Annotated in this window: 13 protein-coding genes; 8 read left to right on the forward strand and 5 right to left on the reverse strand. The window is 75.5% G+C overall.

Annotation, left to right across the window (positions count from 1 at the left end; translation table 11 throughout):
* Positions 1-600, forward strand: a complete 600-nt coding sequence (locus ACI79O_RS16135) for an NUDIX domain-containing protein (protein WP_456914648.1) — start codon at positions 1-3, stop codon at positions 598-600.
* A gap of 87 nt (positions 601-687) precedes the next feature.
* Here the strand turns inward: ACI79O_RS16135 and ACI79O_RS16140 are convergent, their stop codons facing one another.
* Together ACI79O_RS16140 and ACI79O_RS16145 are read right to left on the reverse strand one after the other, a co-directional pair.
* Entirely contained in the window at positions 688-1,305 is a 618-nt protein-coding gene (locus tag ACI79O_RS16140; RefSeq protein WP_456914649.1) for a hypothetical protein, read from the reverse strand.
* Positions 1,306-1,430: 125 nt separating this feature from the next.
* A complete protein-coding gene (locus ACI79O_RS16145; RefSeq protein ID WP_456887607.1) occupies positions 1,431-2,090 on the reverse strand; it encodes a hypothetical protein in 660 nt (219 codons plus the stop codon).
* 183 nt (positions 2,091-2,273) lie between these two features.
* On the opposite strand from ACI79O_RS16145, the gene ald reads away from it, so the two are divergent.
* The 7 genes from ald to ACI79O_RS16180 all read left to right on the forward strand — a co-directional run bounded on the left by ald (position 2,274) and on the right by ACI79O_RS16180 (position 8,559).
* Positions 2,274-3,389: an alanine dehydrogenase gene (gene ald, locus ACI79O_RS16150; protein WP_456887605.1), complete on the forward strand. Its 1,116-nt coding sequence runs from the start codon at positions 2,274-2,276 to the stop codon at positions 3,387-3,389.
* Complete coding sequence (locus tag ACI79O_RS16155; protein WP_456877590.1) at positions 3,368-4,363, forward strand: site-specific tyrosine recombinase XerD; 996 nt, start codon at positions 3,368-3,370, stop codon at positions 4,361-4,363. Before ald ends, ACI79O_RS16155 begins: the two co-directional genes overlap by 22 nt.
* 198 nt (positions 4,364-4,561) lie before the next feature.
* Positions 4,562-5,467 (forward strand): ParA family protein, encoded by a 906-nt coding sequence (locus tag ACI79O_RS16160; RefSeq protein ID WP_456887603.1) that lies wholly within the window; start codon positions 4,562-4,564, stop codon positions 5,465-5,467.
* The gene (locus ACI79O_RS16165; RefSeq protein ID WP_456887601.1) at positions 5,464-5,964 is read left to right on the forward strand and encodes a hypothetical protein; all 501 of its coding nucleotides are present in this window, start codon (positions 5,464-5,466) and stop codon (positions 5,962-5,964) included. The genes ACI79O_RS16160 and ACI79O_RS16165 overlap by 4 nt, the downstream gene beginning before the upstream one ends.
* A 28-nt stretch (positions 5,965-5,992) precedes the next feature.
* Positions 5,993-6,835 (forward strand): segregation and condensation protein A, encoded by an 843-nt coding sequence (locus tag ACI79O_RS16170; RefSeq protein ID WP_456914650.1) that lies wholly within the window; start codon positions 5,993-5,995, stop codon positions 6,833-6,835.
* Positions 6,832-7,653, forward strand: a complete 822-nt coding sequence (gene scpB, locus ACI79O_RS16175; RefSeq protein ID WP_456887599.1) for an SMC-Scp complex subunit ScpB — start codon at positions 6,832-6,834, stop codon at positions 7,651-7,653. The genes ACI79O_RS16170 and scpB overlap by 4 nt, the downstream gene beginning before the upstream one ends.
* 60 nt (positions 7,654-7,713) lie before the next feature.
* On the forward strand, positions 7,714-8,559 hold the full coding sequence (locus tag ACI79O_RS16180; RefSeq protein WP_456914651.1) for a pseudouridine synthase: 846 nt from the start codon (positions 7,714-7,716) through the stop codon (positions 8,557-8,559).
* 19 nt (positions 8,560-8,578) lie between these two features.
* Here ACI79O_RS16180 and ACI79O_RS16185 read toward each other — a convergent pair whose 3' ends face one another.
* The 3 genes from ACI79O_RS16185 to ACI79O_RS16195 all read right to left on the reverse strand — a co-directional run bounded on the left by ACI79O_RS16185 (position 8,579) and on the right by ACI79O_RS16195 (position 11,692).
* The gene (locus ACI79O_RS16185; protein WP_456887597.1) at positions 8,579-9,685 is read right to left on the reverse strand and encodes a LacI family DNA-binding transcriptional regulator; all 1,107 of its coding nucleotides are present in this window, start codon (positions 9,683-9,685) and stop codon (positions 8,579-8,581) included.
* 137 nt (positions 9,686-9,822) lie between these two features.
* The gene (locus ACI79O_RS16190; RefSeq protein WP_456914652.1) at positions 9,823-10,659 is read right to left on the reverse strand and encodes a carbohydrate ABC transporter permease; all 837 of its coding nucleotides are present in this window, start codon (positions 10,657-10,659) and stop codon (positions 9,823-9,825) included.
* 34 nt (positions 10,660-10,693) lie between these two features.
* Positions 10,694-11,692, reverse strand: a complete 999-nt coding sequence (locus ACI79O_RS16195; protein WP_456914653.1) for a carbohydrate ABC transporter permease — start codon at positions 11,690-11,692, stop codon at positions 10,694-10,696.

Raw genomic sequence — 11,692 nt, forward strand, 5'->3', positions numbered from 1 at the left:
GTGGGCGAGCCGGCCGCCGACGGCGGGTACCGGGTGCTGGGCACCGAGACGGTCTACGAGGGCCGGGTCATCACCCTGGTCAGGGACACCGTCGCCATGCCCGGCGGGGGCGACAGCGTCCGCGAGGTGGTCCGGCACCCCGGCGCGGTGGCCGTCGTCGCGCTCGACGACGAGGGCCGGGTCGTCCTGCTGCGCCAGTACCGGCACCCGGTGGGCGGCTACCTGTGGGAGCTGCCGGCCGGCCTGCGCGACGCCGAGGGCGAGGCCCCACTGACCACCGCGCAGCGGGAGCTGGCCGAGGAGGTGCGGCTGGCCGCCGACCGGTGGTCGCTGCTCACGACGACGTTCAGCACGCCCGGCTTCTGCGACGAGCAGGTGCTGGTCTACCTCGCCGAGGGGCTCACCGAGGCCGACCTGCCCGAGGGGTTCACCGCCGAGCACGAGGAGCTCGACATGACCGTCGAGCGGGTGCCGCTGGCGGACGCGGTGCAGCGGGTGTTCGACGGGGCGATCCGCAACTCCGCCGCCGTCGTCGGGCTGCTGGCCGCCGCCCAGCACCGCGCGGCCGGGACGACGCTGCGCCCCGTCGACGCCACCTGACGACCTCTGTCGAGATCACGTGATCTCGGCGCGCGGGACGGCGTGTCGCGGCCGAGATCGCGCGATCTCGACGCACGAGATCGGCGGTCAGCCGACGACGACCGCGCTCGACGAGCCGACCTGCACGTACTCGACGACGCCGGTGTCGGCATCGAGCAGCGCCTCCTCGAGCCAGAACACGTAGGGCGCGCCCGGGGTCAGGCCGCCGAGCACCGCGCGCACCTCGCCGCAGTCGTCGCGCTGGGCGACGTCGACCCGCGGCGGCGCGGGCTGCTCCCCGGTCACCAGCTGCTGGCTGACCGCGGTGACCCGGTAGCCCCGCACGTCGTCGCGGCCGTCGGCCTGCCAGGTCACCGTCGCCGACCCCGGCCCGGGCACCACGCCGGGCGTGACCTGCCGGGGGTTGCCGTAGCCGCCGCACTCGGCCGGCGGCGGCGTGACCTGCAGCGGCTGCCCGCGCGGCACCATCGGCGGCGGCAGCTCGACCTCCAGCCGCCGCGGCACCGGCAGCGCGAGCGCGGGGGTCTCGACGGCCGGCTCCGGCACGGCGGCGACCGCCGGCGGGGCGGCCGCGGCCGGCGCCGGCTGCGGGCGGGCGGTGGTGCCGGCGGCGCGGAACGGCGCCCACGACGCGCTCACCTCGGCGGCGATCTCCGTGGCCGGCGCCGACAGCGTCACCAGGCCCAGGGCCGCGACCACGGTCACCCGGCCGGCGATCCCGCCCGCAGACGGGCCCCGCCGCCGTCGCCGCGACCTCGACGCCCCTCGTCCCGCTCGTCCCACCGACACCTCCCGGATCGGCAGGGACTTCGGCACCCGGGGCGCCGGTCTCAACCCGAGCGCGGGGGCGCCGGTGCGGTGGCGCCCGACCCGACGCCGTCGGGCACCGGCAGCCGCAGCCCCAGCCGGCCGGCCTCGAGCCCGGCCAGCACGCGCACCGCCGCCGGGTCGCCGGCCCGCCAGGCCGCCCCGGTGCCCGGCGGCAGCGCCGCCAGCCGGGGCAGGGGAGCGGTGGCCACCGCCCGGGCGGCCAGCAGCTCCAGGTCGGGGTCGGCGCCGCGCAGCAGCCGGGACACCGCCGAGGCCTCCCGCACCCAGCGCAGCCGCCACGGCAGCCAGCGCGCCAGCAGCCAGCCCACCGGCAGCACCACCAGGACGACGGCGAGCACGGTCGCCAGCGTGGCGACGGCGTCCTGCGCGGCCTGCCCGGCGCCGCTGACCGAGCCGGCCGCGTCGCCGAGGGACTCCAGCGGCGCGGACAGCTCGTCGCCGACCACCGGCACGTCCTCGGCCGCCGACGCCGCCGAGCCCATGTCCTCGGCCACCGAGGCGCCGAGGTCCTCCACCGCCTGCCCGGGCTCGGCCAGGACCAGCACCGCGTCGTGCACCACCCGGGCGACCAGCACCCACAGCACCAGCCACGCGACCATGCCGGCGTCGGCCAGCACCTGGCCCAGCCGGCGGTCGGGGCGCGAGGCGTACAGGCGCATCGGGGTGTTCCTCCTCCGCAGGGGTGACCCGGCCACTACCCGAGCCATCGTCGGCGCTCCGCGCACTGACGGCAGCACGGGCGCTGGCTAGGGTCCGGTGAGGGGCACCTCCACCGGGGACGCCCGACGACAGGCGCGGGACCGACGACCTCGGCCCGGCCGCAGCGACAGGAGTGGACCACCATGCACGTCGGGGTGCCCCGAGAGGTCAAGAACAGGGAGTACCGGGTCGCGCTGACCCCGGCCGGTGTCACCGAGCTGACCCGTGCCGGGCACACCGTGCTCGTCGAGCAGGGGGCGGGCGAGGGCTCGTCGATCCCCGACGCCGACTTCACCGCCGCCGGCGCGCGGATCGTGCCGAGCGCCGACGACGTCTGGGCCGACGCCGACCTGTTGCTCAAGGTCAAGGAGCCGATCGCCGAGGAGTACTCCCGGCTGCGGGCGGGACAGACGCTGTTCACCTACCTGCACCTGGCGGCGTCCAAGGAGTGCACCGACGCGCTGGTCACCTCCGGCACCACCGCGATCGCCTACGAGACCGTGCAGACGGCGAACGGCGCGCTGCCGCTGCTGGCGCCGATGAGCGAGGTCGCCGGGCGGATGGCGCCGCAGGTCGGCGCGCACAGCCTCGAGCGGGCGCACGGCGGGCGCGGGGTCCTGCTCGGCGGGGTCTCCGGCGTCTACGCGGCCAAGGTCGTCGTCATCGGCGCCGGGGTGTCGGGCATGAACGCCGCCACCATCGCCCTGGGCATGCAGGCCGAGGTCGTCGTCCTGGACCGGGACATCGACAAGCTGCGCGCCGCCGACAGCATCTACCGCGGTCACCTGCAGACGGTGACCTCCAACGCCTACGAGGTCGAGCGCGCCGTCCTCGACGCCGACCTGGTCATCGGGGCGGTGCTCGTGCCCGGCGCGAAGGCCCCCACGCTGGTGAGCAACGAGCTGGTGTCGCGGATGAAGCCGGGCTCGGTGCTCGTCGACATCGCCGTCGACCAGGGCGGCTGCTTCGAGGACAGCCGGCCCACGACACACGACGACCCGACCTTCCGGGTGCACGAGTCGGTGTTCTACTGCGTGGCGAACATGCCCGGTGCCGTCCCGAACACCTCCACGCACGCGCTGACCAACGTGACGCTGCCCTACGTCATGGCGCTGGCCGAGAAGGGGACGCGGGCGGCGGTCACCGCCGACCCGGCCCTGGCCCACGGCGTCAACGTCGTCGCCGGGCAGGTCGTGCTGCCGGAGGTGGCCGAGGCGCACGGGATGACCGCCGTGCCGTGGGAGGAGGTCCTGCCCTGACCGTCGCACCGCCGGCCGGCACGCCCGCGCGGGACACCGACGTCGAGCGGGTGGTCGGGGGCTACCTCGACCACCTCGCCGTCGAGCGCGGGCTGGCCGCCAACACGATCGCCTCCTACCGCCGCGACCTGCGCCGCTACACCGCCCACCTCGCCGCGGCCGGCGTGCGCGGGCTCGGGGAGGTCGCCGAGAGCGACGTCGCGGGCTTCCTCGCCGCGCTGCGCGCCGGCGACGAGGAGCACCCGCCGCTGTCGGCGACGTCGGCCGCGCGCGCCGTCGTCGCCGTCCGGGGGCTGCACCGCTTCGCGCTGCTCGACGGGCTGGTGCCCGGTGACGTCGCCGCGGAGGTGCGGCCGCCGGCGCCGGCGCGGCGGCTGCCCAAGGCGGTGCCGGTGGAGGCCGTGGTGGCGCTCATCGAGGCCGCGGGCGCGGTGGAGGGCCCGCGCGGGCTGCGCGACCGGGCGCTGCTGGAGGTCCTCTACGGCACCGGCGCGCGCATCTCCGAGGCCGTGGGCCTGGCCGTCGACGACCTCGACCGCGGCCAGTCGGTGGTGCGGCTGGCCGGCAAGGGCGGCAAGGAGCGCATCGTCCCGGTGGGCAGCTACGCGCTGCGCGCCGTCGAGGACTACCTGGTCCGCGCCCGCCCGGCGCTGGCGGCGGCGGGGCGCGGCGGCGTCCGCGGCGGGCGGCTGTTCCTCAACGCCCGCGGCGGGCCGCTGTCGCGGCAGAGCGCCTGGGCGATCCTGCGCTCGGCGGCCGAGCGCACCGGGGACGCCTCGCTCGTCGCGCACGTCTCCCCGCACACCCTGCGGCACTCCTTCGCCACCCACCTGCTCGACGGCGGCGCCGACGTGCGCGTGGTGCAGGAACTGCTCGGCCACGCCTCGGTGACCACGACGCAGGTGTACACGCTGGTCACCGTCGACAAGCTGCGCGAGGTCTACGCCGGTAGCCACCCGCGCGCGCTCTCCTGACGAGCCGGAACCGTCCCGGTTGTCACCATCTGCCCGGCGTTACCGAGCAGTAGCCGGCGGCCACCGGCAACTTCCGCCAGCGGCGGCGTGTCCCGTGGATCGGTGCAGGTGATCTCCCTACCGTCGTGCCCGTCCCGAGCGGACCGGGCCGGCCGACCACGGCCGGCACCGCGGGGGAGCACGGAGGAGTGGGCACTCATGGCGATCCGAGGGGACGTGGCCGGTCAGGCGCTCGCACTCCCGGCCGACGGCGGGGAGATGGGGGCGGCCGCGTCGCGGCTGGACCCGGCCCGCGCGCGTCAGCGCCGGCTGCCCGAGCCCCCGCCCCTCGAGCGGCACGGGCCGGCCCGCGTCATCGCGATGTGCAACCAGAAGGGCGGCGTCGGCAAGACGACGTCGACGATCAACCTGGGCGCCTCGCTGGTGGAGTACGGCCGCCGGGTGCTGCTGGTCGACCTCGACCCGCAGGGCGCGCTGTCGGTCGGCCTGGGCGTGCCGGCGCAGCAGCTGGACCGCACCATCTACAACGCCCTCATGGAGCGCCACACGACGCTGGCCGACGTCCGCGTGGGCACCGACGTGCCCGGCCTGGACCTGGTCCCGAGCAACATCGACCTGTCTGCCGCCGAGGTGCAGCTGGTCAGCGAGGTCGCCCGCGAGCAGACCCTGCTGCGCAAGCTGGACTCGGTGCGCGACGAGTACGACTACGTCCTCATCGACTGCCAGCCCTCGCTGGGCCTGCTCACCGTCAACGCCCTGACCGCGGCGCACGGCGTGGTGATCCCGCTGGAGTGCGAGTTCTTCTCGCTGCGCGGCGTGGCGCTGCTGGTGGACACCATCGACAAGGTCAAGGAGCGGCTCAACCCGGAGCTGGAGATCGACGGCATCCTCGCCACGATGTACGACTCGCGGACCGTGCACTGCCGCGAGGTGTTCAGCCGCGTCGTCGAGGCATTCGGCGACACCGTCTTCCAGACCGTCATCCACCGCACCGTGCGCTTCCCGGAGACCACCGTCGCCGGTCAGCCCATCACCACCTGGGCGCCGACCTCCTCGGGTGCGGCCGCCTACCGCGACCTGGCGAAGGAGGTCATCTCCCTGTGACACGTCGACCCGTGCTGCCGGGTGCCGACGAGCTGTTCCGGCGCACCGACACCCCGCCGGCGGCAGAGGTCACCGAGCTGACCCCGCTGAGCTCCACGGCGGCGTCCTCGGCGCTGCGCACGTCCCGCCGGGCGGCGGCCGGGCCGGAGCCCGAGCAGCCGGCGTCGCTGACGCTGGTGCCCGGCGGCGCCCCCGCCGACCCGCTGGCCGCGTTCCGCGCCCCGGCGCCGCCGCCCGCGCCGGCGCCCGGGGCCCGCACCCGCGGCAAGGCCGCCCGCGCCAGCGGCGCCGGCCGGACCCGGCACGACGAGAAGATCACCGTCTACATCTCCGCCGAGGACCTGCTGGCGCTGGAGAGCGCGCGGCTGTCGCTGCGGGCGGAGCACGGCGTCGCCGCCGACCGCGGCCGGATCGTCCGCGAGGCGGTGTCGGTGCTGCTCGCCGACCTGGCCGAGAACGGCGAGGACTCCGTCCTGGTGCGCCGCCTCAAGGGTTGAGGCGGGCGGGGGCATACCCTTGCCCTCCGTGAGCGGAGAAGCGCGCGCGGTCGTGACCGCGCCGCAGCCGGCCGACGCCGGCCGCTTCACCGTGCGGCTCACCAACTTCGAGGGCCCGTTCGACCTGCTGCTCCAGCTGATCGGCCGCCACCAGCTCGACGTCACCGAGATCGCGCTGTCGGTGGTCACCGACGAGTTCATCGCCCACCTGCGGGCGCTCGGCGACGAGCTCGACCTCGACCAGGCCAGCGAGTTCCTCGTCGTCGCGGCCACGCTGCTCGACCTCAAGGCCGCCCGGCTGCTGCCGGCCGCGGAGATCGAGGACGAGGAGGACCTCGAGCTGCTCGAGGCCCGCGACCTGCTCTTCGCCCGGCTGCTGCAGTACCGGGCGTACAAGGAGGCCGCCGCGGTGCTGCGCGAGCGGGAGGCGGTCGCCGTCCGCCGGCACCCGCGCGAGGCGCCGCTGGAGCCGCGGTTCGCCGCGGCGCTGCCCGAGGTGCTGCTCGGCGTGACACCCGAGCGGTTCGCCGCGCTCGCCGCGCGGGCGCTCACGCCGAAGGAGCCGCCGACGGTGGGGGTCACCCACCTGCACGCGCCGCCGGTCAGCGTCGCCGAGCAGCTGCTCGCCGTCCGCTCGGCGCTGCTCGGTGCGGGCACCGTGACCTTCCGCGCCCTCACCGGGGACTGCGCCTCCACGCTGGAGGTCGTGGCCCGCTTCCTCGCGCTGCTCGAGCTCTACCGGCAGCAGCGGGTCACCTTCACCCAGCTCACCCCGCTGGGCGAGCTGCACGTGCGCTGGACGGGGCCGGCCACGGTCGCCGCGGTGGTCGACCTCGGCGGGGCGGCCGACGACGGGCGGGTCGCGTCGTGACCGGGCCGGAGGAGCGCGGTCCCGTCTCGTGGGAGGCGCTGGCCGCGGAGCTGGCGGCCACCCGCGAGGAGGCCGCCGACCGGCCCGACGCCGACCCCGCCGTGTGGGACGCCGTCGCCGCGGAGCTGGCCGCCCGGGTGGCCGAGCGCCCCGCGCCGCCGGCCGACGACGTCCCGCCGGTGCCGGACGAGCCGATGGTCCTGCCGGGGATGCCCGAGCCGGAGCCCGGACCCGAGCCGGAGCCGGCGGAGGAGCCGGCGGAGGAGCTCGACCCCGACGAGCTGCGCGGCGGCCTGGAGGCGCTGCTGTTCGTCGCCGACGGCCCGGTGGACGAGGCGACGCTCGCCGCCGCGCTGCGCGTCGCGGTCCCCCGGGTGCGCACCGCGCTGACCGAGCTCGCCACCGGCTACGACGAGCGCCGGTCGGGCATCGTGCTGCGCCGGGCGGGGGAGGGGTGGCGGCTCTACACCCGCGAGGACTTCGCGCCCGTCGTCGAGCGCCACCTGACCGGCGCCACGCGCAGCCGGCTCACCCAGGCGGCGCTGGAGACCCTCGCCGTCATCGCCTACCGGCAGCCGGTGACGCGGGCGCGGGTGTCGGCGATCCGCGGTGTCGGCGTCGACGGGGTCATGCGCACGCTGCTCTCCCGCGGACTGGTCACCGAGGTGGGCACCGACCCCGACAGCGGCGGCGGCCTCTACGGGACGACGCCGCTGTTCCTCGAGCGGCTCGGGCTGACCGGCCTGCACGAGCTGCCGCCGCTCGCGCCGCTGCTGCCCGACGCGGCCGACGTCGCCCGGGAGACCCCCGAGGGCTGACCCGGCGCCCGCCCGGTCGCGGCGACCGGCGTCCGCCCGCGGGGTGGGAGACTGGAGGGGATGGACACCGCAGCGCATCCCGACGACCTCCCCGGCACCCCCGGCGGGGAGGGCTGGTCGGAGCAGATGGAGCTCGCTCCCGCCCACCCCGGCGACCAGGCGCCCTCCGCGAGCCCCGAGCGCGAGGGGGAGCGGCTGCAGAAGGTGCTCGCCCGCGCCGGCGTCGGCTCGCGGCGGGTCTGCGAGGACATGATCGACCGCGGGCGGATCAGCGTGAACGGCGCGGTCGTCACCGTGCAGGGCATGCGGGTCGACCCGGCCAGGGACAGGATCGCCGTCGACGGGCAGCGGATCGAGCTGCGCGACGACCGGGTCACCTACGCGCTGAACAAGCCCGCCGGGGTGATCACGGCGATGAGCGACGACCGCGCCCGGCCCACCGTCGGCGACATCGTCGGCGACCTCGCGCCCGGCCTGGTGCACGTGGGCCGGCTCGACCAGGACACCGAGGGCCTGCTGCTGGTCACCAACGACGGCGAGCTCGCCCACCGGCTGGCCCACCCCAGCTACGAGGTGCGCAAGACCTACCTCGCGCAGGTGTCGGGGTCGGTCCGGCGCGACCTGCACCGCAGGCTGCGCGCCGGGATCGAGCTGGAGGACGGCCCGGTGCGGGTCGACTCCTTCCGGGTGGTCGACACCCACGCCGGGCAGTCGGTGGTGGAGGTCGTGCTGCACGAGGGCCGCAAGCACATCGTGCGGCGGCTGCTGGCCGCGGTGGACCTGCCGGTCTCCCGGCTCACCCGCACCGCCGTCGGCCCGATCTCGCTGCAGCGGATGCGCAGCGGCTCGATCCGCCGGCTCACCCGCCAGGAGGTCGGCGCGCTCGAGGAGCTCGTCGGGCTCTGACGCAGGGACCCCGGACCGGTCAGGACGCCGGGCCCGGCGGGGCGGTGGACGCCCGCCGGAGCAGGGAGGTCGTCAGGGTGCGGTGCCGGCGGGGGAGCTCCTCGCCGGAGATGAGGGCGAGGAGCATCTCCGCGGCCTCCCTGCCCATCTGCCGAATCGGCTGCTGCACCGTGGTGAGCGGGGGATCGGCGAGCGCGGACTCCGGGATGTCGTCGAAGCCCACGACCGAGAGCCGGCGCGGCACGTCCACGCCGAGCTCGGCCGCGACCTCGAGGGTCGCCAGCGCCGAGAGGTCGTTCGCCGCGAAGACCGCGGTCGGCGGGGACGGGTGCGTGAGCAGCTCGTGGGCGGCCTTCCGGGCGATCTCCGGGTCGAAGCCGCCGGACCGCACCAGCGCCTCGTCCACGGGCAGCCCCGCGGCGGCGAGCGCCTCGCGGTAGCCCTGCTCCCGCTGCTGCGCGGACAGCAGGTCCGAGCGCCCCGTGATCGTGCCGATGCGGGTGTGCCCCAGCCCGATCAGGTGCTCCACGCCGAGCCGGGCGCCCTGCAGGTTGTCGGCGGCGACCGAGGGCAGCCCGGCGGGACCGGTGTGCGGGTCGACCGCCACCACCGGTCCGTCGGACTGCACGTCGGTCACCGTCGGGGTGACGAGGACGGCGCCGTCGACGAGGCTGCCCATCAGCCGGGACAGCGACCGGCGCTCCCAGCCCACCCGCGCCTCGACGTGCCCGCCGGCGGAGTAGGCGATCAGCTCGTAGCCGGAGCCGTGGATCCCGTCGGCGACCCCCTTGAGGACCTCGGTGCTGAAGGGCTCGAAGTCCATGACGAGGACGCCGACGACGTTGGTCCGGCGGTTGCGCAGGCTCCGCGCGACGAGGCTCGCCTCGTAGCCGAGCCGGGTGATGACCCGGGTCACGTGGTCGACGGTCTCGGCGGAGACGCCGTACCGGCCGTTGATGACCTTGGAGACGGTGGAGATCGAGACGCCGGCCTCCGCGGCCACCTGCTGCATCGTCACCCGGCCGCGGGGGGCCGGCAGCGGGGAGTCCGCGGTGGCCGGTCCCTCTCCCGGTCCCACCACGAGTCCCGGGCCGACGACGTCGTCCCGGGGGGCATCGAGTTCCATGGTCCTCTTCTCGGTCAGGCCCTCGGTGGTCACAGTGCCAGAGGAGGGGGCTGCGCTGTCCAGGACATCGGCTGGGACATCGGTGGTGGCGGGCCCGGCCCGGAGCCGTCCTCGCGGCGGCTCCGGGCCGCGCCGGCTCAGCCCATCACCGCCCCCTGGAGCCCGCTGACGATGCGCCGCTGCATGGCGAGGAACAGCATCAGCGCGGGGATCATCGCGATGGTCGTGAACGCCAGGACCCCCGCGGTGTCGGCCGAGTGCTCGGTCGAGTAGTCGGCCACGCCCAGCGGGAGGGTGCGCATGTCCCCCTGGAGCAGCAGGAGCGGCAGCAGGTAGGCGTTCCACGAGGCGACGAAGGCCAGGACGCCGACGGTGACCAGGCCGGGCATCGACAGCGGCAGCGCGATCCGCCAGAAGATGCCGACCCGGGAGGCGCCGTCGAGCATGGCCGCCTCCTCGACCTCCTTCGGCAACGCCATCAGGAACGGCCGCAGGATCACCACCGTCGTCGGCAGCGCGAACGCCGCCTGCGGCAGGGCGATCCCCCACCAGGTGTTGCCCAGCTGCAGGTCCCGCGTCACGAGGATGAACAGCGGGACGATGGCCACGGCCGCCGGGAAGAGCAGCCCCAGGACGAACACCAGGAACAGCGGTTCACGGAACCGGAACTGGTAGCGCGCCAGGGGGTAGGCGGCCATCACGCCGGCGAGCACCGCCACCGCCGTGGTGATGAGCGCGACCACCGTCGAGTTCAGCGCGTAGGTCCAGAAGTCGGGGTTGGTGAGGACGCCCCGGTAGTTGTCCAGCACCCACGGGTCGGGGAGCCCGGCCGGGTCGCGCGCCAGCTGCTCGTTGCTCCGGAAGCCGCCGAGCGCCCCGTAGAGCACCGGCCCGAGCGTGACCGCCACGACGGCGGCCGCCACCAGGTAGACCAGCGGGCCGCCCCGCCCGTACGTCGTCGCCCGTCGTGCCATCACCGGGCCTCCTTCTCGCGGATCTCCAGCAGGTTCACGTGTCCACCTTGGTGTCGCGGCGCAGCACCAGGAACTGGTAGGCGACGGCCAGCGCGAACCCGATCAGGAACAGCACGACCGACGCGGCCCCGGCGATGCCGAAGTTGCTCCGCTGCGTGCCCTGGCTGACGAGGTAGGTCGCCATCGTGGTCGTCGCGTTCGCCGGCCCGCCGCCGGTCAGGATCCAGACCATGTCGAAGAGCTGCAGCGAGCCGATCATGGACAGGAAGACCCAGGTCCGGATGGTCGGCGCGAGCAGCGGGATCGCGATCCGGCGCTGGGTCTGCCACCACGAGGCGCCGTCGAGCTGCGCGGCCTCGGAGAGCTCGTCGGGGACCCCCTGCAGGCCGGCCAGGAACAGCAGCACGGCCAGACCCAGGTACTTCCACGTGAGCACCACGAAGACCGTGGCCAGCGCCAGGTCGGGGGTGCCGAGGAAGCCCTGCTCGGGGACCGGGATCCCCACCGAGCCCAGCATGGTCTCGAGGAGTCCGGACCGGGGCTGCAGCAGCTGGAACCACACGACGCCGGCGATGACCTCGGCGAGGACGTACGGGACGAAGATGATCGTCCGCAGCAGCCCCCGCCCGCTGATGCGGCGGTTGAGCAGCAGCGCCAGCGCCAGCCCCAGCGGCAGCTGCACGAGGATCGACGCGAAGACGATGAGGAAGTTGTGCACCACCGCGTCGGTGAAGACGTCGTCGGCCAGCACGCGGGCGTAGTTCTCCAGGCCGACGAAGTCCACCATCGGGCCGAAGCCCTTCCAGCGGTAGAACGACATCCGGGCCGCGGAGAAGACCGGGTAGACGACGAAGACGGCCATCAGCGCCAGGGCCGGCGCCACGAAGAAGAGGATCTCCAGGCGCTTGCGGCCCGTGTCGCGACGGGGGCGGCCGGTCCCACCGGGGGACCGGCCGGTCACCCGGCGCGCGTCCGCGCGCCGGGTGACCGCTGCCCCCGGGTCCGCCGCCGTGACGGCGCCCTGGGAGGTCAT

The sequence above is a fragment of the Geodermatophilus sp. SYSU D00696 genome (assembly GCF_054050235.1).

Coding starts and splice junctions, on each gene's coding strand:
- ACI79O_RS16145 (WP_456887607.1), bottom strand. CDS start 2,090: ATGCGCCTGTACGCCTCGCGCCCCGACCGCCGGCTGGGCCAGGTGCTG.
- ald (WP_456887605.1), top strand. CDS start 2,274: ATGCACGTCGGGGTGCCCCGAGAGGTCAAGAACAGGGAGTACCGGGTC.
- ACI79O_RS16160 (WP_456887603.1), top strand. CDS start 4,562: ATGGCGATCCGAGGGGACGTGGCCGGTCAGGCGCTCGCACTCCCGGCC.
- ACI79O_RS16180 (WP_456914651.1), top strand. CDS start 7,714: ATGGACACCGCAGCGCATCCCGACGACCTCCCCGGCACCCCCGGCGGG.
- ACI79O_RS16185 (WP_456887597.1), bottom strand. CDS start 9,685: ATGGAACTCGATGCCCCCCGGGACGACGTCGTCGGCCCGGGACTCGTG.
- ACI79O_RS16190 (WP_456914652.1), bottom strand. CDS start 10,659: ATGGCACGACGGGCGACGACGTACGGGCGGGGCGGCCCGCTGGTCTAC.
- ACI79O_RS16195 (WP_456914653.1), bottom strand. CDS start 11,692: ATGACCTCCCAGGGCGCCGTCACGGCGGCGGACCCGGGGGCAGCGGTC.